The sequence below is a fragment of the Pseudomonas sp. PK-RTE-24 genome (genome assembly GCF_054052265.1).
This window is the reverse complement of record NZ_CM133224.1, coordinates 252,798-277,565: the sequence shown is the minus strand read 5'-3', so window position 1 is coordinate 277,565 and position 24,768 is coordinate 252,798. Positions and strand designations below refer to the sequence as shown.

Genomic DNA, 24,768 nt, shown 5'->3' with positions numbered 1-24,768 from the left:
ACGACTGCTTCGCAGCCGAACGGGGATAGATCCCCTCGCCACAGGGGATTGTATGTACCGGAGGAAAGCATGAGCTGCATTCACAGGGATAAACGGGTGATTCAGATACTGATCCGCGAAAGTTTGATATCCGGTTCCTGATTGACGCTCAGTTGTTCGACGATCGCATCTTGCAGACGGCTGCACAGCAGCGGATCGGACAGCGGCTGGTTGTGCGCGTCGGTGATGAAGAACACGTCTTCCACGCGCTCGCCCAGGGTCGCAATCTTGGCGTTCTGCAGCGACAGGTCGAACTCGAGGAAAATCCCTCCGACCCGCGCCAGCAGGCCCGGCCGGTCAGGCGCGGTCAGCTCCAGCACGGTCACTGGACGTTGGGCGTCGTTGTGGATCGTTACTTGCGGGGCGAAGGCGAAGTGTTTGAGCTGGCGCGGCACACGGCGCTGGATGATCGTTGGGTAGTCGTCCGGGTTGCGCAGCGCTTCGGTCAGGCCTTCGCGGATCTGCTTGATCCGCGCCGGGTTGTCGCCGATCGATTCGCCTTCGTTGTCGAGCACGATGTAGGTGTCGAGGGTGAACTGGCTGCTCGAGGTGATGACCCGGGCATCGTGAATGTTCAGGTTGAGCTGGTCCATCGCCGCCACGGTCACGGCGAAGAAATCATGCTGGTCCGGCGCATAAATGAAGATCTGCGTGCCGCCTTCGAACTCGCGCTGGGTGGTTTCCTTGATCAGCACCAGAGGCCCGCCATCGACCGGTTGCTGCAGGATCGCATCGCTGTGCCAGGCGACGTCGCCGGCGGTGTGGCGCAGGAAATAGTCATCGCCCAATTGCGCCCACAGCTGCTCGACGTCGTCCGGGTCGGTGCCGCCGCGCACCAGAATGTCCAGCGCGGCGCTCTGCGTCTGGCGGATCTGCTCTTCGCGATCCACCGGATTTTCCAGACCCCGGCGCAGGGCTCGTTTGGTCTCGGTGTAGAGCTGGCGCAACAGGCTGGCGCGCCATGAATTCCACAGCGTCGGATTGGTCGCGTTGATGTCGGCCACGGTCAGCACATAGAGATAGTCGAGGCGTGTTTCGTCGCCGACCGCCTGGGCGAAATCGTGGATCACCTGCGGGTCGGACAGATCCTTGCGCTGCGCAGTGGTGGACATCACCAGGTGGTTCTGCACCAGCCAGACGATCAGGCGGCTGTCCCACACCGGCAACTGATGGCGCTGGCAGAACGCCTCGGCATCGACCGCGCCAATCTCCGAGTGATCGCCATGCCGGCCCTTGCCGATGTCGTGATACAGACCGGCCATGTAGATCAGCTCAGGTTTGGGCAGCTTGGCCATGAGCTTGGCGGCCAGCGGAAATTTCTCCGAGACCTGGGTGTACTGCAGTTTGCGCAGGTGCTTGATCAGGTTCAGCGTGTGCGCATCGACCGTATAGATGTGGAACAGGTCGTGCTGCATCTGCCCGACGATAAAACCGAACTCCGGCAGATAACGGCCGAGAATGCCGTAACGGTTCATCCGCCGCAGATTGCGGTGGATACCGATCTTGCATTTGAACAGCTCGATGAACAGGCTGGTGTTGCGGATATCGTTACGGAAGCTGTCATCGATCAGATGACGATGTTCGCGCAGCAGACGAATGGTGTCGGCGCGCACGCCTTTGATTTCCGGCTGTTGGGCCATCAGCACGAAAATTTCCAGCATGGCGAACGGCGTGCGGCGGAACACATTGTCATTGCGCGCCTCGATGTAGCCGTCATGCAGCTGGAATCGCGAATTGATCGGTTGCGGCGGCGCTTCATCTTCCGGGGCGAGGATGACTTCCTCGAAGTGCTGGATGATCAGATCGCTCAGTTGGGCGATGCTCATCACGGTGCGGAAGTACTGCTGCATGAAGTTTTCGACCGCCTGTTTGGCGTCGTCTCCTTCAAAGCCGAGCAGGCCGGCAATGGTGCGTTGATGATCGAACAGCAAGCGGTCTTCGGAGCGGCCGGCGAGCATGTGCAAGGCATAGCGCACTTTCCACAGAAATTCCTGGGAGGAGGCGAGCAGGGCATTTTCGCTTTCGACCAGAAAACCTTCGCCGGCGAGGGCGCGCAGGTTCAGGGTGCCGTACTGTCTGCGGGCGACCCAGAGGATCGTCTGGATGTCACGCAGACCGCCGGGCGATCCTTTGACGTTGGGTTCGAGGTTGTATTCGGTGTCGTTGTATTTGTGGTGACGGGCCTTTTGCTCGGCACGCTTGGCCAGGAAGAACTCCTTGGCCGGCCACATGTGCGCGGTGCTGGTGACGTCGAGCATGCGCTGGCGCAAACGCTCGGGGCCGCAGATGGTGCGGCTTTCCATCAGGTTGGTGACGACGGTCAGATCGGCGCGGGCCTCTTCTGCGCATTCGTCGACCGAGCGCACGCTCTGGCCGACTTCCAGACCGATGTCCCACAACAGCGTCAGAAAACGCTCGATGGAATCGCGGAAAACTTCGTGGTCGGCACTGTCGAGCAGGATCAGCAGATCAATGTCGGAATAGGGATGCAGCTCGCCGCGACCGTAGCCGCCCACTGCCACAAGGGCGATGTCGGCGTCTTCGCTCCAGTTGAACTGCTCCCAGGCCTTTTGCAGGATATTGTCGACAAACCAGGCGCGGTCTTCGATCAGCCGGCGGATGTCGCGGCCATTGCGAAAACGCGTGTCAAGGACCTCGCGAGCCTGGCGGATCGCCTTCTTGAACGCCGCGATCGGACTCGCTTTAAGGGCCAGTTCAGCCTGGAACTGGCCGCGGTCGAAGAGTTCGGGATCCACCTGCGGCATCGATTGGCTTTCCTTCTATAGGCTGGGAGCGTTCTGGGTGTCAGGCCGAGATGCGCGCGATGGTGTCATCGCTGCGCAAGGTGAAGATCTCGTAGCCGGTGTCGGTGACCAGCAGGGTGTGTTCCCACTGTGCCGAGAGCTTGCGGTCCTTGGTAATCGCGGTCCAGCCGTCGCCGAGAACCTTGGTGTCGGCCTTGCCCTGGTTGATCATCGGCTCGATGGTGAAGGTCATGCCTGCCTTCAGTTCCATGCCAGTGCCGGCGCGACCGTAGTGCAGGATCTGCGGCTCTTCGTGGAAGACCTTGCCGATGCCGTGGCCGCAGAACTCGCGCACCACCGAGAAACCGTTCTTTTCCGCGTGCTTCTGGATCACTTCACCGATGTCGCCGAGGCGGCAGCCGGGTTTGACGATCTCGATGGCCTTGTACATGCATTCCTGAGTGACCTGCGACAGGCGCTCGGCCCAGACCGGCACTTCGCCGACGTGGAACATGCGGCTGGTATCGCCGTGGTAGCCGTCTTTGATCACCGTGACGTCGATGTTCAGGGTGTCGCCGTTTTTCAGCGGTTTGTCGTTCGGGATGCCGTGGCAGACCACATGGTTGATCGAAGTGCAGATCGACTTCGGGTAGCCCTTGTAGTTGAGCGGGGCGGGGATGGCCTGCTGCACATTGACGATGTAGTCGTGGCAAATCTGGTTGAGCTGATCAGTGGTCACGCCCGGTTTGACATGTTCGGCAATCATTTCCAGCACATCGGCGGCCAGTTTGCCGGCGACACGCATGCCAGCGATGTCCTCGGGGGTTTTGAGGTTGACGGTCATACAGGCTCTCTCTGCGCTCGGCGGCGCTTACGGATACGAATTGGGTGGCAAGCGTACATTTTGCGACCCTGAAAAACGCGATTCTACCAGACGGGAGGCGCAAATCCGCGCCTGCATGTCTGGCTTGTGTCTATACAATGGTGCCCATCGAGCCGATTCCAAGGGGGCTGCGCCCATGTCACTGGTGCGAATACAGATTCCGGGTTCCGTTTCTGCGCACCCTGTGGTATAAAATGCGCCGCTTTCCGGGGATGCCCCGAAAAGCTTAAATCCACACACGTGTCGACACGATGACCTGGGTGCCTTGGGCTTTATGCCTCTGGTTGGTCATTGGGATACGTGGAGGCCAAACCCGACTTATCAAGGAACTATCATGTCCCAAGTCAACATGCGCGATATGCTGAAGGCCGGTGTGCACTTCGGTCACCAAACCCGTTACTGGAATCCGAAAATGGGCAAGTACATTTTCGGCGCGCGTAACAAGATTCACATCATCAACCTTGAAAAAACCCTGCCAATGTTCAACGAAGCTCTGACTTTCGTAGAGCGTCTGGCCCAGGGCAAAAACAAGATTCTGTTCGTCGGCACCAAGCGTTCCGCTGGCAAGATCGTTGCTGAAGAAGCAGCACGTTGCGGTTCGCCGTACGTCGATCACCGCTGGTTGGGCGGCATGCTGACCAACTTCAAGACCATTCGTGCTTCCATCAAGCGTCTGCGTGACCTTGAAGTTCAAGCCGAAGACGGTACTTTCGCCAAGCTGACCAAGAAAGAAGCGCTGATGCGCTCCCGTGATCTTGAGAAGCTGGATCGTTCGCTGGGCGGCATCAAGGACATGGGCGGTCTGCCAGACGCACTGTTCGTGATCGACGTTGACCACGAGCGCATCGCGATCACCGAAGCCAACAAGCTGGGCATCCCGGTCATCGGCGTTGTCGATACCAACAGCAGCCCGGAAGGCGTTGACTACATCATCCCAGGCAACGATGACGCCATCCGCGCTATCCAGCTGTACATGGGTTCGATGGCTGACGCAGTTATCCGCGGTCGCAACAACGTTGCTGGCGGTACTGTTGAATTCGCAGCTGAAGAAACTCAGGCTGCAGCTGAGTAATCGACGCCCCTGGCGTTGACTCAGTAAGCAAAAAGGGGGCTTGGCCCCCTTTTTGCCACCTCGAAAACCATTTGTCGGCGCCCACGTCTGTATTTGTCATGTGCGGCAGCCAACATGGGTGGTTCGGGAAGAATTGAACGCCCGTTCGATCGGGTGGAATGGTTGAAAACCTATCCAAGAGGAATTTGAAAATGGCAGCAATTACTGCAGCGTTGGTCAAAGAACTGCGCGAGCGTACCGGCGAAGGCATGATGGATTGCAAGAAAGCCCTGGAAAAGGCTGACGGCGACATCGAAAAAGCCATTGATGACATGCGTGCTTCGGGCGCCATCAAGGCTGCGAAAAAAGCTGGCAACGTTGCCGCTGAAGGCGCAATCGCCATCAAATCGAATGACAAGGCAGCCGTGCTGCTGGAAGTCAACTCGCAGACCGACTTCCTGGCCCTGCAAGACGATTTCAAGAACTTCGTTGCTGCCAGCGTAGAAAAAGCTTTCGACGAAAAACTGACCGACGCAGCTCCGCTGATCGCCGCTCAGGAAGCGGCTCGTGAAGCGCTGGTTGCCAAAGTCGGCGAGAACGTCAACATCCGTCGTCTGGTACGCGTAGAAGGTGACGTTGTCGGCACCTACCTGCACGGTAACAAGATCGGTGTTGCTGTTGTCCTGAAAGGCGGTGACGTCGAGCTGGCCAAAGACATCGCTATGCACGTTGCTGCAAGCAACCCTGAGTTCCTGCTGCCTTCGCAAGTCTCCGACGAAGCGATCGAGCGTGAGAAAGCTGTGTTCCTGCAGCTGAACGAAGAAAAGATCAAAGGCAAGCCAGAAAACATTGTTGAGAACATGGTCAAAGGCCGTATCAGCAAGTTCCTGGCAGAAGCGAGCCTGGTCGAGCAGGCGTTCGTCAAGAACCCTGAAGTCAAGGTTGGCGAGCTGGCCAAGAAAGCCGGCGCTGAAATCGTTTCCTTCACTTACTTCAAAGTAGGCGAAGGCATCGAGAAGCCGGTCGACAACTTCGCTGAAGAAGTTGCTGCCCAGCTGGCTGCCGCCAAGCAATAAGACGGTTTTTCAACTGTCGCCCGAAAGAGGCTGCCCGCTAACGCGCGCAGCCTCTTTTCAGATGGGGTACCAATTTTTTATTTGGTTTCCACCCGGAACTGACTTACAAAGCCATGTTCCGATGGCGCTGCAGCAGCGCCAAGCTAGAGTGAACGCCAGCTGTAAACAGCTCGCAAAGAATTTTAAATACGCCGCAGGAGAGATTCGCAATGGCTCAGCAGGGCAGTGGTTATCAGGCTCGCTATAAACGCATTCTACTCAAGCTTAGCGGCGAGGCCCTGATGGGCTCGGAAGAGTTCGGGATCGATCCTAAGGTACTGGATCGCATGGCGCTGGAAGTCGGCCAGCTGGTCGGCATCGGCGTGCAGGTCGGTTTGGTCATCGGCGGTGGCAACCTGTTCCGTGGCGAAGCCCTGAGCAAGGCCGGGATGGATCGGGTCACGGGCGACCACATGGGCATGCTGGCCACTGTGATGAACGCCCTGGCCATGCGCGATGCGCTGGAACGTGCCAATATCTCGGCCATCGTCATGTCGGCCATTTCCATGGTCGGTGTGACCGATCACTACGATCGCCGCAAAGCCATGCGTCACCTGAACTCCAAAGACGTCGTGATCTTCGCGGCCGGTACCGGCAATCCGTTCTTCACCACGGATTCGGCAGCCTGCCTGCGTGCAATCGAAATCGACGCCGACGTTGTGCTCAAGGCCACCAAGGTTGATGGCGTGTACACCGCAGACCCATTCAAAGACCCGCATGCCGAGAAGTTCGATCATCTGACTTATGATGAAGTACTGGATCGCAAGCTGGGCGTAATGGATCTGACTGCCATCTGTCTGTGCCGCGATCACAAGATGCCGCTGCGCGTATTCAACATGAACAAGCCCGGCGCCCTGCTGAACATCGTGCACGGCGGCGCTGAAGGGACTTTGATCGAGGAAGGCCAACAATGATCAACGAAATCAAGAAAGACGCCCAAGCGCGTATGCAGAAATCCCTGGAATCTCTGAACCACGCGTTCGGCCAGATTCGTACCGGCAAGGCTCACCCGAGCATCCTCGGCAGCGTCATGGTGCCTTACTACGGCACTGACACTCCGCTGAGCGGCGTTGCCAACGTCACCGTGAAAGATTCGCGCACCCTGCAGGTCGTGGCCTTCGAGCGCAACATGCTCGCTGCCGTCGACAAGGCAATCCAGAGCGCCGGTCTGAACCTCAACCCGACCAACCTGGGCGAGTTGCTGTTGATCCCGATGCCTGCCCTTACCGAAGAAACGCGCAAAGGCTTCACCAAGCAGGCCCGCAGTGCAGCCGAAGACGCGCGCGTAGCCGTGCGCAACATCCGTCGCGATGCCTTGGGCGAGTTGAAAAAACTGGTCAAGGACAAGGAAATCAGCGAAGACGAAGAGCGTCGTGCCATCGCCGATATCGACAAGCTGACCAAAGAATCCGAGGCCCAGATCACCAAGGCCACGGACGAGAAAGAAAAAGACCTGATGGCCGTATAAGGGTCGAGCTTTAAATGGACAAGACCAAGCAGACTGCGCCGTCCGCGGTGCCGCGCCATGTCGCGATCATCATGGATGGCAATAATCGCTGGGCGAAAAAACGCTTTATGCCGGGTGTCGCCGGGCATAAAGCGGGCGTGGATGCTGTGCGGGCGGTGATCGAGGTGTGCGCTGAGGCCAAGGTCGAAGTCCTGACCCTGTTCGCCTTCTCCAGTGAAAACTGGCAGCGCCCGGCCGATGAAGTCAGTGCCTTGATGGATCTATTCTTCAAGGCTCTGCGTCGTGAGGCCAAGCGTCTCAACGACAACAACATCAGCCTGCGCATCATTGGCGATCGCTCGCGCTTCCACCCTGAGCTTCAGGCGGCGATGCGCGAGGCCGAGGCCATGACGGTCGGTGCCAACCGCTTTGTCCTGCAGATCGCCGCCAACTATGGCGGCCAGTGGGATATCGCTCAGGCCGCGCAGCGTCTGGCGCGTGAAGTCCAGGCCGGGCATTTGCGCCCGGAGGACATTACCCCGGATCTGCTGCAGACTTGTCTGGCCACCGGCGATCTGCCGTTGCCTGACCTGTGCATCCGTACCGGTGGCGAGCATCGCATCAGCAACTTCCTGCTGTGGCAGCTGGCCTACGCCGAGCTGTACTTCTCCGACCTGTTCTGGCCGGACTTCAAACACGACGCCATGCGCACTGCGCTGGCCGATTTCGCTTCGCGCCAGCGTCGTTTCGGTAAAACGAGCGAACAGGTCGAAGCTGGAGCCCGGGTTTAATGCTTAAACAACGAATCATCACTGCACTGATCCTGCTGCCGATCGCCTTGTGCGGGTTTTTCCTGCTCAAAGGTGCAGGCTTCGCGCTGTTCATCGGTCTGGTAGTCAGTCTCGGTGCGTGGGAATGGGCGCGTCTGGCCGGCTTCACCGCACAATCGTTCCGCGTCGGCTTTGCCGCTGTGGTCGCCCTGATGCTGTTCGTCATGTATGTGCTACCGGGCCTTGCGCCTTGGGTGCTCGGTGCATCGGTGATCTGGTGGGCGATTGCGACTTATCTGGTGCTGACGTATCCACGCTCCAGCGCGCACTGGTCCACTGCGGCAACCAAACTGCTGATTGGTCTGCTGATCCTGCTGCCTGCGTGGCAGGGTCTGGTGCAGATCAAGCAGTACCCGCTGGGTAACTGGTTGATCATGGCGGTGATGGTGTTGGTCTGGGGCGCGGACATCGGCGCTTACTTTTCCGGGCGCAAGTTCGGCAAGCGCAAGCTCGCGCCGCAGGTCAGCCCGGGCAAGAGCTGGGAAGGCGTGTACGGTGGTCTGGCGCTGAGTCTGGTGATCACTGCGATCGTCGGGCTGGTGCGCGACTGGACCGTAGCCGAGCTGCTCAAAGGCCTGATCGGCGCTGCAGTGATCGTCTTTATTTCCGTGGTCGGTGACCTTACCGAAAGCATGTTCAAGCGCCAATCCGGCATCAAGGACAGCAGTAATCTGCTGCCCGGGCATGGTGGCGTGCTGGATCGCATCGACAGCCTGACCGCAGCCATTCCGGTGTTCGCCGTATTGCTCTGGATGGCCGCACCGTGAGTCGTCCCCAGCAGATTACGGTGTTGGGTGCGACCGGTTCGATCGGTCTGAGCACCCTTGATGTGATTGCGCGTCATCCTGAGCGTTATCAGGTTTTCGCATTGAGTGGTTTCACGCGCCTCACTGAGTTGTTCGCGTTGTGCGTGCGTCATGTGCCGCAGTTTGCCGTGGTGCCTGAAGTGGCCGCAGCGCGCGGTTTGCAGGATGACTTGCGTGCAGCCGGTTTGCCGACTCGCGTCCTGGTAGGCGAGGAGGGCCTGTGTCAGGTTGCCTCCGCGCCCGAAGTCGATGCAGTAATGGCGGCCATCGTCGGTGCGGCCGGGCTGCGTCCGACACTGGCGGCGGTCGAGGCGGGCAAGAAGATTCTGCTGGCCAATAAAGAAGCGCTGGTGATGTCCGGCGCTCTGTTCATGCAGGCCGTGCGCAAAAGCGGTTCGGTACTGCTGCCGATCGACAGCGAACACAATGCGATTTTTCAATGCATGCCAGCGGATTTCGCCCGCGGCTTGAGCTCGGTGGGTGTGCGGCGGATTTTGCTGACAGCCTCTGGCGGGCCTTTCCGGCAGACACCGATGTCCGAGCTGGCGAATGTTTCGCCTGAGCAGGCGTGTGCACATCCGAACTGGTCCATGGGGCGCAAGATCTCCGTGGATTCAGCGAGCATGATGAACAAGGGCCTGGAACTGATCGAAGCCTGCTGGTTGTTCGACGCCAGGCCGGCTCAGGTCGAAGTAGTGATCCATCCGCAGAGCGTGATCCATTCTCTGGTGGATTACGTCGATGGCTCGGTGCTGGCGCAATTGGGCAACCCCGACATGCGCACCCCGATCGCCAATGCCCTGGCCTGGCCGGAGCGTATCGATTCCGGCGTAGCGCCACTTGATCTGTTCGCCATTGCACGACTGGATTTCGAAGCGCCCGATGAAAGCCGTTTCCCCTGCCTGCGTTTGGCCCGTCAGGCGGCCGAAGCTGGCGACAGCGCGCCGGCGATGCTTAACGCGGCCAATGAAGTGGCGGTTGCAGCGTTTCTCGACGGACGGGTTCGCTACCTGGAAATCGCGAGTATCATCGAGGAAGTCTTGAATCTGGAGCCGGTGGTGGCGCTGAACGATCTGGATGCCGTATTTACGGCGGACGCGAAAGCGCGATTGCTGGCCGAGCAATGGTTGAGTCGGCACGGCCGATAGTTTTTGCAACACAACGGCGACACGCGACACTGAACAGGATTGCGGAGAAAGTAGATGAGCGCGCTCTATATGATTGCCGGCACCCTGATCGCCCTGGGTGTGCTGGTCACCTTCCACGAATTCGGCCATTTCTGGGTCGCGCGTCGCTGTGGCGTCAAGGTTCTGCGTTTTTCCGTGGGCTTCGGCATGCCGCTGCTGCGCTGGCATGACAAGCAGGGCACTGAGTTCGTGGTCGCCGCGATTCCGCTGGGCGGCTACGTCAAGATGCTCGACGAGCGCGAAGGCGAAGTGCCGGTTGATCAACTTGATCAGTCGTTCAATCGCAAATCGGTACGTCAGCGTATCGCCATTGTTGCTGCCGGCCCGATTGCCAACTTCCTGCTGGCGCTGGTGTTTTTCTGGGTGCTGGCGATGCTCGGCAGCGAGCAGGTGCGTCCGGTCATCGGCGCGGTCGAGTCTGGCAGCATTGCCGCCAAGGCGGGTCTGAACGCGGGTCAGGAGATCGTCTCGATCGATGGCGAGCCAACGTCCGGTTGGGCTGCGGTCAATTTGCAACTGGTGCGTCGTCTCGGTGAAAGCGGTGCGATTCAATTGCTGGTGCGCGAGCAGGGTTCGACGGCAGAATCACCGCGCACGCTGGCACTGGATAACTGGCTAAAAGGTGCCGACGAGCTGGATCCGATCCGCTCGCTGGGCATTCGTCCTTGGCGTCCGGCCTTGCCACCGGTGCTTGCCGAGCTGGACCCGAAAGGTCCGGCCCAGGCCGCCGGGCTGAAAACCGGCGATCGCTTGCTGGCTCTTGATGGTCAACCGCTGAGTGACTGGCAGCAGGTGGTTGATACCGTTCGTACGCGTCCTGATACCAAAATCATGCTGCGCATCGAGCGCGACAATGCTCAAATCGACGTCCCTGTGACCCTGGCGGCGCGCGGTGAAAGCAAATCGCCAAGCGGTTATCTGGGCGCTGGCGTCAAAGCCATCGACTGGCCACCGGAAATGATCCGCGAAGTCAGCTATGGCCCGCTGGCCGCGATTGGCGAGGGTGCCCGTCGCACTTGGACCATGAGCATTCTGACGCTGGATTCACTGAAGAAAATGCTGTTCGGCGAGCTCTCGGTAAAAAACTTGAGTGGACCGATAACCATTGCTAAAGTGGCGGGCGCTTCTGCCCAGTCGGGCGTCGCTGATTTCCTGAATTTCCTTGCTTATCTGAGTATTAGCCTGGGCGTTCTGAATTTGCTGCCCATTCCTGTACTGGATGGGGGGCATTTGTTGTTTTATCTGATCGAGTGGGTGCGTGGTCGCCCCTTGTCGGATCGGGTGCAAGGTTGGGGGATACAGATCGGTATCAGTTTGGTGGTCGGGGTGATGTTGCTTGCTCTGGTCAACGATCTGGGTCGACTGTAACGCTTCGCTGAATTGCGAATCTGCCGCATTTTGCGGCAGTTTGTTTATTGCCAGTTGGAATAAGAAAGGACTTCATGAAACGTCTGCTGCTAACTGCGGTTCTCACCGTATTGATGATCGCCGAAGTTCACGCCGAGTCCTTCACTATCTCTGATATTCGCGTCAATGGCCTCCAGCGGGTCTCCGCGGGTAGCGTCTTTGGTGCCTTGCCGTTGAACGTCGGCGAGCAGGCGGATGATCGTCGCCTGGTGGAATCCACTCGTGCGTTGTTCAAAACCGGTTTCTTTCAAGATATCCAGCTGGGTCGCGAAGGCAACGTTCTGGTCATCACCGTGGTCGAGCGTCCATCGGTCGCCAGTATCGAGATCGAAGGCAACAAGGCCATCTCTACTGAAGACCTGATGAAGGGTCTCAAGCAATCCGGTCTGGCCGAAGGCGAAATCTTCCAGCGCGCCACCCTCGAGGGTGTGCGTAACGAACTGCAACGTCAGTACGTCGCTCAGGGTCGCTACTCGGCAACCGTCGACACCGAAGTGGTTTCGCAGCCGCGTAACCGCGTGGGTCTGAAGGTGAAGATCAACGAAGGTACCGTTGCCGCCATTCAGCACATCAACGTGGTAGGCAACACGGTTTTCCCTGAGGAAGACCTGACCGACCTGTTCGAACTGAAAACCACCAACTGGCTGTCGTTCTTCAAGAACGATGACAAATATGCCCGCGAAAAACTTTCCGGTGACCTGGAGCGTCTGCGTTCCTACTATCTGGACCGCGGCTATATCAACATGGACATCGCTTCGACCCAGGTATCGATTACCCCGGACAAGAAGCACGTCTACATTACTGTCAACGTCACCGAAGGCGAGAAGTACACCGTTCGTGACGTCAAGCTCAGCGGTGACCTGAAAGTCCCTGAAGACCAGATCAAGTCGCTGTTGCTCGTGCAGAAGGGCCAGGTGTTCTCGCGCAAGCTGATGACCACCACCTCCGAGCTGATCACCCGTCGTCTGGGTAACGAAGGCTACACATTCGCCAACGTCAACGGCGTGCCTCAGCCGCACGATGATGACCACACTGTGGACATCCTCTTCGCTGTCGATCCGGGCAAGCGTGCCTACGTAAACCGCATCAATTTCCGTGGCAACACCAAGTCCGAGGACGAAGTGCTGCGTCGTGAAATGCGTCAAATGGAAGGTGGCTGGGCTTCGACCTACCTGATCGACCAGTCCAAGACCCGTCTGGAGCGCCTGGGCTTCTTCAAGGAAGTCAACGTTGAAACCCCGGCGGTGCCTGGCGTCGACGACCAGGTTGATGTGAACTACGCCGTTGAAGAACAGGCTTCCGGTTCGATCACCGCCAGCGTTGGTTTCGCCCAGAGCGCCGGTCTGATCCTCGGTGGTTCGATCACCCAGAACAACTTCTTGGGTACCGGTAACCGCGTCAGCATCGGCCTGACCCGCAGCGAATACCAGAGCCGCTACAACTTCGGCTACGTTGACCCCTACTGGACCGCCGACGGCGTGAGCCTGGGTTACAACGCGTTCTATCGCACCACCGACTACGATGAACTCGATGCCGATATTTCCAGCTATGCGGTAGACAGCCTCGGTGCGGGCGTGAACGTCGGCTACCCGATCAGCGAAACATCGCGTCTGACCTTCGGTCTGTCTGCCCAGCAGGACAAGATCAACACCGGTCGCTATACCGTTGACGAGATTTTCGACTTCGTCGAGAAGGAAGGCGACAACTACCTGAACTTCAAGGCCTCGGCCGGTTGGTCCGAGTCGACCCTGAACAAAGGCGTGTTGCCGACCCGTGGTCGTTCCCAGAGCCTGACCCTGGAAACCACCATTCCTGGCAGCGACCTGTCGTTCTTCAAACTTGACTACCGTGGTCAGCTGTTCCAGCCGATCACCGAAAACTACACACTGCGCCTGCACTCCGAACTCGGTTATGGCGATGGTTACGGTTCGACCGATGGTCTGCCGTTCTATGAAAACTACTATGCCGGTGGTTTCAACTCGGTTCGTGGCTTCAAGGACAGCACCCTCGGCCCGCGCAGTACGCCGAGCCGTGGTAACAACCCTGGCACTATCGCTGACCCGGACCAGGATCCACTGCCGTTCGGTGGTAACGTCCTGATCCAGGGCGGTGTAGAAGTTCTGTTCCCGCTGCCATTCGTCAAGGATCAGCGTTCCCTGCGTACTTCGGTCTTCTGGGATGTCGGTAACGTGTTTGACTCGCAGTGCAAGGACACTACGAACGCCAATGGTTCCTCGTCCAACACCAAGTGCAACGACATCAGCCTGAGCAACATGGCCAGTTCCGTAGGTGTCGGCGTGACCTGGGTCACCGCACTGGGTCCGTTGAGCTTCGCCCTGGCGATGCCGATCAAGAAACCGGATGACGCTGAAACTCAAGTGTTCCAATTCTCCCTCGGCCAGACGTTCTAAGCGTCTGACCCAAGATAACGACAATGGATTTTGTAGGAGTGCATCGTGCGTAAGTTGACTCAATTGGTTCTCCTGGCCTCCGTACTGGTGGCAGGCCCGGCGTTCGCCGACATGAAAATTGCCGTGCTGAACTATCAGATGGCTCTGCTGGAATCCGACGCGGCGAAGAAGTACGCGGTGGATGCAGAGAAGAAGTTCGGTCCGCAACTGACCAAGCTGAAAACCCTGGAAAGCAGCGCCAAAGGCATTCAGGACCGTCTGATGGCCGGTGGCGACAAAATGCAGCAGGGCGAGCGTGAGCGTCTGGAGCTGGAATTCAAGCAAAAGGCTCGTGACTTCCAGTTCCAGTCCAAGGAGCTGAACGAAGCCAAAGCTGTTGCCGACCGCGAAATGCTCAAGCAGCTGAAGCCGAAACTGGACAGTGCCGTGGAAGAAGTCATCAAGAAAGGTGGTTTTGACCTCGTGTTCGAGCGTGGCGCAGTCATCGATGTCAAACCTCAGTACGACATCACGCGCCAGGTTATCGAGCGCATGAATCAGCTGAAGTAACCCATGACCGTGACTATCAGGCTCGGCCAGTTGGCCGAGCACCTCGGCGCCACCCTGCGTGGCGACCCCGAGACGCAAATTACTGGGCTAGCCACTTTGCAAGAGGCTGGCCCAGCTCAGTTGAGCTTTCTGGCAAATCCCCAATACCGCAAATACCTGGCCGGTTCTCAGGCAGCTGCACTGCTGCTCAAGGAAGCCGACGCCGAAGGTTTCGCCGGTAATGCCTTGGTGGTGCCGGATCCTTACCTGGCCTACGCACGCATCTCGCATCTGTTCGATCCTAAGCCAAGAGCCGCAACGGGAATTCATCCGACAGCGGTGATCGCGGCGGACGCAGTGGTTGATCCAAGTGCCAGCATCGGTCCGTTCGTGGTGATCGAAGCCGGTGCACGCATCGCTGCACAGGTCACGCTGGGCGCGCATTGCGTAGTCGGCGCGCGCAGCGAAATCGGTGAAGGCGGCTGGCTGGCTCCGCGCGTCACGCTCTATCACGATGTGCGCATCGGCAAGCGTGTGGTTATTCAGTCCGGCGCAGTGATCGGCGGTGAGGGCTTCGGCTTCGCCAACGAAAAAGGTGTCTGGCAGAAAATCGCCCAGATCGGTGGCGTGACCATCGGCGACGATGTCGAGATTGGCGTGAACACCGCCATCGACCGCGGCGCTCTGGCCGATACGGTGATTGGCAATGGCGTGAAGCTCGACAACCAGATTCAGATCGCGCACAACGTCCAGGTCGGTGATCACACCGCCATGGCTGCGTGCGTCGGCATTTCCGGCAGCACCAAGATCGGCAAGCACTGCATGCTCGCTGGCGGTGTAGGTCTGGTCGGCCACATTGATATTTGCGACAACGTTTTCCTGACCGGGATGACCATGGTGACTCACTCGATTACCGAGCCGGGCGCCTATTCTTCCGGCACAGCCATGCAACCGGCGGCCGAATGGCGCAAAAGCGCGGCCCGAATCCGTCAGCTCGATGACATCGCGCGACGGTTGAAACAGCTGGAAAAGCGCGTTGGGGAAGTGACCCCTGACGGTAATGCTTCATCTGATGGCTGATACCATTTCCATATCAAGTGTGCACAGCCTCTGGACTGCCTCCTTGATTTGCTAGAGGAGTGCGCGTCAGTCGCGCTCCCAATCTTTACATAGGCTTTCCCCTGAAATGATGGACATCAACGAGATTCGCGAATACCTGCCTCACCGTTACCCGTTCCTGCTGGTGGACCGGGTGGTGGAACTGGACACTGAAGGCAAGCGAATTCGCGCCTACAAGAATGTCAGCATCAATGAACCGTTCTTCAATGGTCACTTCCCTGCGCATCCAATCATGCCGGGCGTGCTGATCATCGAAGCGATGGCTCAGGCTGCCGGGATCCTCGGTTTCAAGATGCTCGACGTCAAACCGGCCGACGGCACCCTGTATTACTTCGTCGGTTCCGACAAGCTGCGCTTCCGCCAGCCAGTCAAGCCGGGCGATCAGTTGATCCTTGAAGCGACCTTCATCAGCTGCAAGCGCAAGATCTGGAAGTTCGAATGCCAGGCTTCGGTGGACGGCAAGCCGGTTTGCTCGGCAGAAATCATCTGCGCGGAACAGAAAGTATGAGTTTGATTGACCCTCGCGCAATCATCGATCCGTCCGCCGTTCTGGCTGACGGCGTCGAGGTCGGCCCGTGGTCGATCATCGGCGCAGGTGTGGAAATCGGCGAGGGTACCGTGATCGGGCCGCACGTGATCCTCAAGGGGCCGACCCGCATTGGTAAAAACAATCGCATCTACCAGTTTTCTTCGGTAGGCGAAGACACCCCGGATCTGAAGTACAAAGGCGAGGAAACCCGCCTGGTGATCGGCGACCACAACGTTATCCGCGAAGGCGTGACCATTCACCGTGGCACCGTGCAGGACCGTTCGGAAACCACACTGGGTGATCACAACCTGATCATGGCCTATGCCCACATCGGCCATGACAGCGTCATCGGCAATCACTGCATTCTGGTCAACAACACTGCGTTGGCCGGGCATGTACACGTTGACGACTGGGCGATCCTCTCCGGTTTTACCCTGGTGCATCAGTACTGCCACATCGGCGCCCACAGCTTTTCCGGCATGGGCACGGCGATCGGCAAGGACGTTCCGGCGTACGTCACCGTATTCGGCAACCCGGCCGAAGCGCGCAGCATGAACTTCGAAGGCATGCGCCGTCGCGGTTTCAGCGAAGACGCGATCCACGCCTTGCGTCGTGCTTACAAGACGGTCTATCGGCAGGGCCTGACGGTCGAGCAGGCGTTGGCCGAACTGGCCGAGTCGTCTGCGCAGTTCCCTGAAGTCGCCGTGTTCCGCGATTCGATCCAGGCATCGACTCGCGGCATCACCCGCTGATCATGGCCAATCTGCGTATTGCGCTGGTGGCGGGTGAGGCTTCCGGTGACATTCTCGGCGCCGGCCTCATGCGTGCGCTCAAGGCTCAGCACCCGGCAGTCGAGTTCATCGGCGTCGGCGGTCCGCTGATGCAGGCCGAAGGCCTGACCTCGTACTTTCCCATGGAGCGCTTGTCGGTCATGGGGCTGGTGGAGGTCCTCGGTCGGCTGCGTGAATTGCTCAAGCGCCGCAAAGAGCTGATTGCCACACTGATTGCCGCAAAGCCAGACGTGTTCATCGGCATCGATGCGCCGGATTTCAACCTCAATATTGAACTCAAGCTGCGTCAGGCCGGGATCAAGACCGTGCATTACGTCAGCCCGTCAGTGTGGGCATGGCGGCAGAAACGGGTGCTGAAGATCCGCGAAGGCTGCGATCTGATGCTGACCCTGTTGCCGTTCGAAGCGAAATTCTACGAAGAGAAAGGCGTGCCGGTGCGTTTCGTCGGTCACACCTTGGCCGATACCATTCCGCTGCAAGCTGATCGTGCCGCTGCCCGCGCCGAGCTGGGTTTGCCCGACGGTCCGCTGGTAGCGCTGATGCCGGGCAGCCGTGGCGGTGAAGTCAGTCGCCTCGGCGCGCTGTTTCTCGACACTGCCGAACGTCTGCGCGCCATGCGTGCGGGCGTGCGCTTTGTCATTCCTTGTGCAAACCCGGAACGCCGGGTGCAACTTGAGGCCTTGCTCGCTGGCCGGGATTTGCCGGTGACATTGCTCGACGGTAAATCCCATCTGGCCCTGGCCGCGTGCAACGCCGTGTTGATCGCCTCCGGCACTGCTACCCTGGAAGCGCTACTGTACAAGCGACCGATGGTGGTGGCCTATCGGTTGGCGCCGTTGACGTTCTGGATTCTCAAACGCATGGTCAAGAGCCCGTACGTGTCGCTGCCCAACTTGCTCGCTCAGCGCTTGCTGGTGCCGGAGTTGTTGCAGGATGATGCGACTGTCGAGGCCTTGGCGCAGACGCTGTCGCCCTTGATCGATGGCGGCGAGGAACAGACCCGCGGCTTCGACGAGATCCACCGCACGCTGCGGCGCGATGCTTCCAATCAGGCGGCGCAAGCCGTCCTTGATCTGATCGGCAAACCACAATGAGCAAGACAAGCATGCAAATGGGCCTGGATTTCACTCTGGTAGCCGAAGTCGAAGAACTGGTCGCCGGTGTTGATGAAGTCGGTCGTGGTCCGTTGTGCGGTGCGGTGGTGACGGCGGCAGTGATTCTCGATCCGAACCGGCCGATCCTCGGCCTCGACGATTCGAAAAAACTCACCGAAGCCAAGCGCGAAAAGCTCTACGACGAGATCTGTGAAAAGGCCCTGAGCTGGTGCATCGCCCGCGCCGAAGTCGAAGAAATCGACGATCTGAATATCCTCCACGCAACCATGCTGGCCATGCAGCGCGCGGTCGCCGGTCTGCATATTCAGCCGAAGCTGGCGATGATCGATGGCAACCGCTGCCCGCATTTGCCGATGCGTGCCGAGGCTGTGATCCAGGGCGACGGCAAGGTACCGGCCATCGCGGCGGCGTCGATTCTGGCCAAGGTCAGCCGTGACCGCGAAATGGCGGCATTCGAATTGATCTACCCGGGCTACGGCATCGGTGGCCATAAAGGCTATCCGACGCCCGTTCATCTGGAAGCGCTGGCGCGGCTCGGCCCGACGCCGATTCACCGCCGCTCGTTCGCCCCGGTACGCCTGGCTTACGAGGCGCGGGAAAGCCTGACGCAGGTTTAGGCGCAAGGCTGATGTTTTATTCGAGGCCCGGTACAATCCGGGCCTCGTTGTCTCTATGTAACTGGACAGGATCACTATGCCGGCTTCATTCGTTCATCTACGCCTGCACACTGAATACTCCCTGGTCGACGGGCTGGTGCGGATCAAGCCGCTGGTCAAGGCGCTGACCGCCATGAACATGCCGGCGGTCGCGGTCACCGACCAGAACAACATGTGTTCCCTGGTCAAGTTCTATAAAAACGCCATGGGCGCCGGCATCAAGCCGATCTGCGGCGCAGACCTGTGGCTGGCGAACAAGGACCCGGATGCACCGCTGAGCCGCCTCAGCCTGCTGGTGATGAACGCTCAGGGTTATCGCAATCTCACCGAACTGATCTCGCGTGGCTTCATCGAAGGCCAGCGCAACGGCATGGTCATCGTCGAGCGCGAGTGGGTGGCCGAGGCCAACGAAGGTTTGATCATGCTGTCCGCCGCCAAAGAAGGCGAGATCGGCATGGCCATGATCGGTGGCAACCCGGCGGAAGCCGAAGCGCTGGCGCGCGAGTGGATGGCGGTGTTCCCGGATCGTTTCTATCTGGAAATCCAGCGCACCAACCGCCCCAACGATGAAGAACAGCTGCATGGCGCCGTGGCGCTGGCCGACAAGCTCGGTGCGCCGCTGGTGGCGACCAACGATGTGCGCTTCATCAAGCAGGAAGACTTCGCCGCCCACGAAACCCGCGTGTGCATCGGTGAGGGCCGCGCCCTCGATGACCCGCGTCGTTCGAAGAATTACAGCGATCAGCAGTACCTGAAAAGCGCCGAGGAAATGCTCGAGCTGTTCAGCGATATTCCCGACGCCATCGAAAACACCGTCGAGATCGCCAAGCGCTGCAACATCGAAGTCAAGCTGGGCACACACTTCCTGCCCAACTTCCCGATCCCCGATGGCATGACCATCGACGAATATTTCCGCAAGGTCTCCTTCGAAGGGCTCGAAGAACGCTTGGCGGTGCTGCTGCCCAAGGACACCACCGAAGACTACGAAGCCAAGCGCCAGGTCTATGTGGACCGCTTGAATTTCGAGCTGGATATCATCATCCAGATGGGCTTCCCCGGTTACTTCCTGATCGTGATGGACTTTATCCAGTGGGCCAAGAACAACGGTGTGCCGGTAGGTCCGGGCCGTGGGTCGGGTGCCGGTTCGCTGGTGGCTTACGTACAGAAGATCACTGACCTCGACCCGCTGGAATATGACCTGCTGTTCGAACGTTTCCTCAACCCGGAACGGGTTTCCATGCCCGACTTCGACGTCGACTTCTGCATGGACGGTCGTGACCGGGTGATCGATTACGTGGCCGAAAAGTACGGCCGCAACGCGGTGAGCCAGATCATCACCTTCGGTTCCATGGCCGCCAAGGCTGTGGTCCGTGACGTGGCGCGGGTGCAGGGCAAGTCCTATGGCCTGGCGGATCGTCTGTCGAAGATGATTCCGTTCGAAGTCGGCATGACCCTGGAAAAAGCCTACGAACAGGAAGAAATCCTGCGCGACTTCATCAAGGTCGATGAAGAAGCAGCGGAAATCTGGGAGATGGCGCGCAAGCTTGAGGGCGTGGTGCGTAACGTCGGTAAGCACGCCGGTGGTGTGGTGATCGCGCCGACCAAACTCACCGACTTCTCGCCGATCTATTGCGACGAGGCCGGTGACGGTCTGGTGACCCAGTTCGACAAGGACGACGTTGAGGCCGCCGGTCTGGTGAAGTTCGACTTCCTCGGCCTGCGTACCCTGACGATCATCGACTGGGCGCTGAAAACCATCAACCGCGACCGCGCCAAGGTCAACGAGCCGCCGCTGGATATCGCCTTTATCCCGCTCGACGACAAGCCGACCTACCAGTTGCTGCAAAAAGCCGAAACCACGGCGGTGTTCCAGCTTGAATCCCGGGGCATGAAAGAGCTGATCAAAAAGCTCAAGCCCGACTGCCTGGAAGACTTGATCGCACTCGTTGCACTGTTCCGTCCCGGTCCGCTGCAATCGGGCATGGTGGACGACTTCATCAACCGTAAGCACGGTCGCGCCGAACTGGCCTATCCGCACTCGGACTACCAGTACGACGGTCTCAAGCCGGTACTGGCGCCGACTTACGGCATCATCCTGTATCAGGAACAGGTGATGCAGATTGCCCAGGTCATGGCCGGTTACACCCTCGGCGGTGCGGACATGCTGCGTCGGGCGATGGGTAAGAAAAAGCCCGAAGAAATGGCCAAGCAGCGCGGCGGCTTCATCGAGGGTTGCGCGACCAACGGCATCGACGCGGATCTTGCCGGTAACATTTTCGACCTGGTGGAGAAATTCGCCGGTTACGGCTTCAACAAGTCCCACTCCGCCGCTTACGGCCTGGTGTCGTACCAGACCGCTTGGCTGAAAGCTCACTACCCGGCGCCGTTCATGGCCGCGGTACTTTCGGCGGATATGCACAACACCGACAAGGTCGTGACCTTGATCGAGGAAGTGCGGACGATGAAGCTGCGCCTCGACGCGCCGGACGTGAACACTTCGGAGTTCAAGTTCACGGTGAACGACGACGGCCGCATCGTTTACGGCCTCGGCGCGATCAAAGGCGTCGGTGAAGGCCCGGTGGAAGCGATCACCGAAGCGCGTCAGGCCGGTCCGTTCAAGGATCTGTTCGATTTCTGCGCGCGGGTCGACCTCAAGCGCATCAACAAACGAACTCTTGATGGCTTGATTCGCAGCGGCGCGCTGGATCGCCTCGGCCCGTATTTCCACGACGAACAAAAGGCCTATCAAGCCAACATCGACCGTAACCGCGCGGTACTGCTGGCGGCGATGGAAGAGGCGATCAAGGCGGCCGAGCAGACTGCGCGGACCCACGACAGTGGCCACGCCGACCTGTTTGGCGGCTTGTTCGTCGAAGAAGACGCCGACGTTTACGCGTCTCATCGCAAAGCCAAGGAACTGACCCTAAAGGAACGCCTCAAGGGTGAAAAAGACACCCTGGGCCTGTACCTGACCGGTCACCCGATCGACGAATACGAAGGCGAAATCCGCCGCTTCGCCCGTCAGCGCATCATCGACCTGAAACCGGCGCGCGATACGCAGACGGTGGCGGGGATGATCATTGCCCTGCGGGTGATGAAGAACAAGAAGGGCGACAAGATGGGCTTCATCACCCTCGACGACCGCTCCGGACGGATCGAAGCGTCGCTGTTTGCCGATGCGTTCCATTCGGCGCAGTCGCTGCTGCAGACCGACGCGATGGTGGTGGTCGAAGGCGAGGTCAGCAATGACGACTTCTCCGGCGGCCTGCGCCTGCGGGTCAAGCGCGTGATGAGCATGGAAGATGCGCGCACCAATCTGGCCGAGAGCCTGCGCCTGAAGCTGCACACCCAGGATCTCAAAGGCGATCAGCTACGCTGGTTGGGCGAACTGCTCAAGCGTCATCGCGGCGCGTGCCCGGTGACCATGGAGTACACCAGCCCGGATGCGAAGACCTTGCTGCAGTTCGGCGAGACCTGGCGGATCGACCCGGCGGATACCTTGATTCAAGCCCTGCGTGACCAGTTCGGGCGAGACAACGTCTTCCTCCAATACCGTTGACCGGCAAGTGCCATCATTGCGCTTGCCCACAACCTGAATTTTTAATCTCGACCTCAGCGCGCCTCTCCCTTAAGGTAGGGCGCGAATAGACAACCGGCCGGCCCAAGCTCACTTGGGACACGACCCAAGACGGACGCCTATGAACCCGAATTTTCTAGATTTCGAACAGCCGATCGCCGACCTGCAAGCCAAGATCGAAGAGTTGCGCTTGGTCGGTAATGACAATTCGCTGAATATCGGCGATGAGATCTCCCGCCTGCAGGACAAGAGCAAGACGCTGACCGAAGACATCTTCGGCAAGCTGACCAGCTGGCAGATCGCACGCCTGGCGCGTCACCCGAAACGCCCTTACACCCTCGATTACATCGAGCACATCTTCACCGAGTTCGACGAGCTGCACGGCGACCGTCACTTCTCCGACGACGCTGCCATCGTTGGCGGTATCGCCCGTCTGGAAGACCAGCCGGTGATGATCATCGGCCACCAGAAGGGCCGTGAAGTGCGTGAGAAAGTTCGCCGCAACTTCGGTATGCCGCGTCCGGAAGGCTACCGCAAGGCCTGCCGTCTGATGGAGATGGCCGAGCGCTTCAAGATGCCGATCCTGACCTTCATCGATACCCCGGGCGCTTATCCTGGCATCGACGCTGAAGAGCGCAACCAGAGCGAAGCGATTGCCTGGAACCTGCGTGTGATGGCGCGTCTGAAGACTCCGATCATCGCCACTGTAATTGGTGAAGGTGGTTCCGGCGGCGCACTGGCCATCGGCGTCTGCGATCAATTGAACATGCTGCAATATTCGACCTACGCGGTGATCTCGCCGGAAGGTTGCGCATCGATCCTGTGGAAGACCGCCGAGAAAGCACCGGATGCCGCTGAAGCAATGGGCATCACCGCTGAGCGTTTGAAAGGCCTGGGTATCGTCGACAAAGTGATCAGCGAGCCACTGGGCGGCGCCCATCGTGACCCGGCTGCTGCCGCCGCTTCGATCCGCGCCGAACTGAGCTCGCAACTGGCAATGCTCAAGCAGTTCGATAACGAAGCGCTGCTCAAGCGCCGTTACGATCGCCTGATGAGCTACGGTCTCTAAGTCAGACGCGCATTATCCCTGTGGGAGCGAGCCTGCTCGCGAAACCGGTATGACAGTCGACGAAATTGTTGAATGTTAAATCGCTTTCGCGAGCAGGCTCGCTCCCACAGAGGGTTAGGCAAAGGTGCAGATATGGGCCAGTCCCCGATTGATTTGCCATCCCGTCTTCTGCTGAATCTTGAGCCTTGGCGCCACGCCGCTCACTGGCGCATCGCCTTCTCCGGTGGCCTCGATTCCACCGTCCTCCTGCATCTGCTCGCCACTCTGGCGAACACCGAATCCCTCCCTGCGCTCAGCGCCATTCATATCCACCACGGCCTTCAGGCTGCGGCCGATGCATGGCCGCAACATTGCCAGGCCGTTTGTAATGCGCTGGGCGTGCCGTTGCAAGTGAAGCGGGTGACCGTAAAGGGCGGGGCGAGCCTGGAGCGGGCGGCGCGGGATGCGCGTTATGCCGCGTTCAGTTCGCTGACGCAGAGCAATGACGTGTTGCTGACTGGCCAGCACCGCGATGACCAAGCGGAAACGCTGCTTTTTCGGCTGTTGCGCGGTGCCGGTGTACGCGGGCTCGGGGCGATGCCGCAGCGGCGCCCAGTGGGGCAGGGCACGCTGGTTCGACCGTTGCTGGATGTCAGCCGTGCTGAGCTGGAAGGTTATGCACAGGCGCATCAGTTGCGCTGGATCGAAGACCCGTCGAACCAGGACCGGCAGTTTTCGCGCAACTATCTGCGCCATCAAGTCATGCCGGTCCTCACCGAACGCTGGCCGCAAGCGCAGGCCAGCATGGCGCGCACGGCTGCGCATCTGCGTGAGGCGCAGGGCTTGCTCGATGAGCTGGCGCAGATCGATCTCGCACAAGCCGAAACGGTCCATGAATTCGCTTGGCTGGGTGTGCCATCCCTGGAGCTGACATCATTGAGGGCATTGTCTGACGCGCGCCAGCGAAATGCCCTCAGCCACTGGCTCGAACCATTGACCCGGCTGCCAGATGCTGACCATTGGTCGGGTTGGACAACACTGTGCAATGCCGTCGCCGACGCTTCTCCGATCTGGCGTTTGGCCGACGGAGAGCTGCACCGCAGCGGCGGTCGCGTCTGGTGGCTGAGCGGCAATTGGTTGGGCGCGCCAGTGATCGGCGCCGACTGGCAGACCCCGACTTCAGCGCTACGCTTGCCGGATAACGGACGCGTCGTGCTCCACGGGCATGCTCCAGCCGGGCCTTTGCGTATTGCCTATCGGCAAGGCGGTGAGGTCATGCAACTGGCCGAACGCGGCAGTCGTGATCTCAAGCGTCTGCTCAACGAGCGCGCGGTCCCGGCCTTCGTGCGTGGCAGATTGCCGCTGCTGTTTCGTGGCGAAGAATTGCTCGCCGTGGCGAACCTGCCGGGTCTTGCTGGTCAGATGGACGAAGGCTGGACATTGCACTGGCAGCCAACAGACGAAGATCAAGGTTTGAGCTGAAAG

The 24,768-nt window shown here is 59.4% G+C and carries 20 protein-coding genes; 18 read left to right on the top strand and 2 right to left on the bottom strand.

Going from position 1 to position 24,768, the window contains the following annotated elements:
- Positions 1–101: 101 nt before the first annotated feature.
- Together ACV8MC_RS01330 and map are read right to left on the bottom strand one after the other, a co-directional pair.
- On the bottom strand, positions 102–2,804 hold the full coding sequence (locus ACV8MC_RS01330) for a [protein-PII] uridylyltransferase (protein WP_056783205.1): 2,703 nt from the start codon (positions 2,802–2,804) through the stop codon (positions 102–104).
- Between the two features lie 40 nt (positions 2,805–2,844).
- On the bottom strand, positions 2,845–3,627 hold the full coding sequence (gene map, locus ACV8MC_RS01325; protein ID WP_056783207.1) for a type I methionyl aminopeptidase: 783 nt from the start codon (positions 3,625–3,627) through the stop codon (positions 2,845–2,847).
- Positions 3,628–4,000: 373 nt separating this feature from the next.
- Here map and rpsB point away from each other — a divergent pair, with 373 nt between their 5' ends.
- The 18 genes from rpsB to tilS all read left to right on the top strand — a co-directional run bounded on the left by rpsB (position 4,001) and on the right by tilS (position 24,765).
- Positions 4,001–4,738 carry a 30S ribosomal protein S2 gene (gene rpsB / locus ACV8MC_RS01320; protein ID WP_003222119.1) on the top strand — a complete coding sequence of 246 codons (738 nt, stop codon included), beginning with the start codon at positions 4,001–4,003 and terminating at the stop codon, positions 4,736–4,738.
- Between the two features lie 191 nt (positions 4,739–4,929).
- Complete coding sequence (tsf, locus tag ACV8MC_RS01315) at positions 4,930–5,793, top strand: translation elongation factor Ts (RefSeq protein WP_041478130.1); 864 nt, start codon at positions 4,930–4,932, stop codon at positions 5,791–5,793.
- 209 nt (positions 5,794–6,002) lie between these two features.
- The gene (pyrH, locus tag ACV8MC_RS01310; protein ID WP_003222124.1) at positions 6,003–6,746 is read left to right on the top strand and encodes a UMP kinase; all 744 of its coding nucleotides are present in this window, start codon (positions 6,003–6,005) and stop codon (positions 6,744–6,746) included.
- Positions 6,743–7,300, top strand: a complete 558-nt coding sequence (frr, locus tag ACV8MC_RS01305) for a ribosome recycling factor (RefSeq protein WP_007954771.1) — start codon at positions 6,743–6,745, stop codon at positions 7,298–7,300. The genes pyrH and frr overlap by 4 nt, the downstream gene beginning before the upstream one ends.
- Positions 7,301–7,314: 14 nt before the next feature.
- Positions 7,315–8,070 (top strand): polyprenyl diphosphate synthase, encoded by a 756-nt coding sequence (gene uppS / locus ACV8MC_RS01300; RefSeq protein WP_016771475.1) that lies wholly within the window; start codon positions 7,315–7,317, stop codon positions 8,068–8,070.
- Positions 8,070–8,876, top strand: coding sequence for a phosphatidate cytidylyltransferase (locus ACV8MC_RS01295; protein ID WP_016771474.1), 807 nt, complete (start codon positions 8,070–8,072; stop codon positions 8,874–8,876). Before uppS ends, ACV8MC_RS01295 begins: the two co-directional genes overlap by 1 nt.
- The gene (gene ispC / locus ACV8MC_RS01290; protein WP_217852627.1) at positions 8,873–10,063 is read left to right on the top strand and encodes a 1-deoxy-D-xylulose-5-phosphate reductoisomerase; all 1,191 of its coding nucleotides are present in this window, start codon (positions 8,873–8,875) and stop codon (positions 10,061–10,063) included. Before ACV8MC_RS01295 ends, ispC begins: the two co-directional genes overlap by 4 nt.
- 54 nt (positions 10,064–10,117) lie before the next feature.
- Positions 10,118–11,470 carry a sigma E protease regulator RseP gene (gene rseP / locus ACV8MC_RS01285; protein WP_457264216.1) on the top strand — a complete coding sequence of 451 codons (1,353 nt, stop codon included), beginning with the start codon at positions 10,118–10,120 and terminating at the stop codon, positions 11,468–11,470.
- Positions 11,471–11,544: 74 nt separating this feature from the next.
- The gene (gene bamA / locus ACV8MC_RS01280; RefSeq protein WP_041478127.1) at positions 11,545–13,920 is read left to right on the top strand and encodes an outer membrane protein assembly factor BamA; all 2,376 of its coding nucleotides are present in this window, start codon (positions 11,545–11,547) and stop codon (positions 13,918–13,920) included.
- A gap of 45 nt (positions 13,921–13,965) precedes the next feature.
- Positions 13,966–14,469 (top strand): OmpH family outer membrane protein, encoded by a 504-nt coding sequence (locus ACV8MC_RS01275; RefSeq protein ID WP_003222140.1) that lies wholly within the window; start codon positions 13,966–13,968, stop codon positions 14,467–14,469.
- Between the two features lie 3 nt (positions 14,470–14,472).
- Positions 14,473–15,528: a UDP-3-O-(3-hydroxymyristoyl)glucosamine N-acyltransferase gene (lpxD, locus tag ACV8MC_RS01270; RefSeq protein ID WP_457264214.1), complete on the top strand. Its 1,056-nt coding sequence runs from the start codon at positions 14,473–14,475 to the stop codon at positions 15,526–15,528.
- A 106-nt stretch (positions 15,529–15,634) separates the two neighbouring features.
- Positions 15,635–16,075, top strand: coding sequence for a 3-hydroxyacyl-ACP dehydratase FabZ (fabZ, locus tag ACV8MC_RS01265; RefSeq protein ID WP_016771469.1), 441 nt, complete (start codon positions 15,635–15,637; stop codon positions 16,073–16,075).
- Entirely contained in the window at positions 16,072–16,848 is a 777-nt protein-coding gene (gene lpxA, locus ACV8MC_RS01260) for an acyl-ACP--UDP-N-acetylglucosamine O-acyltransferase (protein ID WP_457264212.1), read from the top strand. Before fabZ ends, lpxA begins: the two co-directional genes overlap by 4 nt.
- A gap of 2 nt (positions 16,849–16,850) precedes the next feature.
- Positions 16,851–17,981, top strand: coding sequence for a lipid-A-disaccharide synthase (gene lpxB, locus ACV8MC_RS01255; protein ID WP_457264210.1), 1,131 nt, complete (start codon positions 16,851–16,853; stop codon positions 17,979–17,981).
- 11 nt (positions 17,982–17,992) lie between these two features.
- Positions 17,993–18,619, top strand: coding sequence for a ribonuclease HII (gene rnhB, locus ACV8MC_RS01250; protein ID WP_016771466.1), 627 nt, complete (start codon positions 17,993–17,995; stop codon positions 18,617–18,619).
- A gap of 76 nt (positions 18,620–18,695) precedes the next feature.
- Complete coding sequence (gene dnaE, locus ACV8MC_RS01245) at positions 18,696–22,217, top strand: DNA polymerase III subunit alpha (RefSeq protein WP_122747625.1); 3,522 nt, start codon at positions 18,696–18,698, stop codon at positions 22,215–22,217.
- A 139-nt stretch (positions 22,218–22,356) separates the two neighbouring features.
- Entirely contained in the window at positions 22,357–23,304 is a 948-nt protein-coding gene (locus ACV8MC_RS01240; RefSeq protein ID WP_016771465.1) for an acetyl-CoA carboxylase carboxyltransferase subunit alpha, read from the top strand.
- A gap of 132 nt (positions 23,305–23,436) precedes the next feature.
- Positions 23,437–24,765, top strand: coding sequence for a tRNA lysidine(34) synthetase TilS (tilS, locus tag ACV8MC_RS01235; protein WP_457264208.1), 1,329 nt, complete (start codon positions 23,437–23,439; stop codon positions 24,763–24,765).
- The last annotated feature ends 3 nt before the right edge of the window (positions 24,766–24,768 follow it).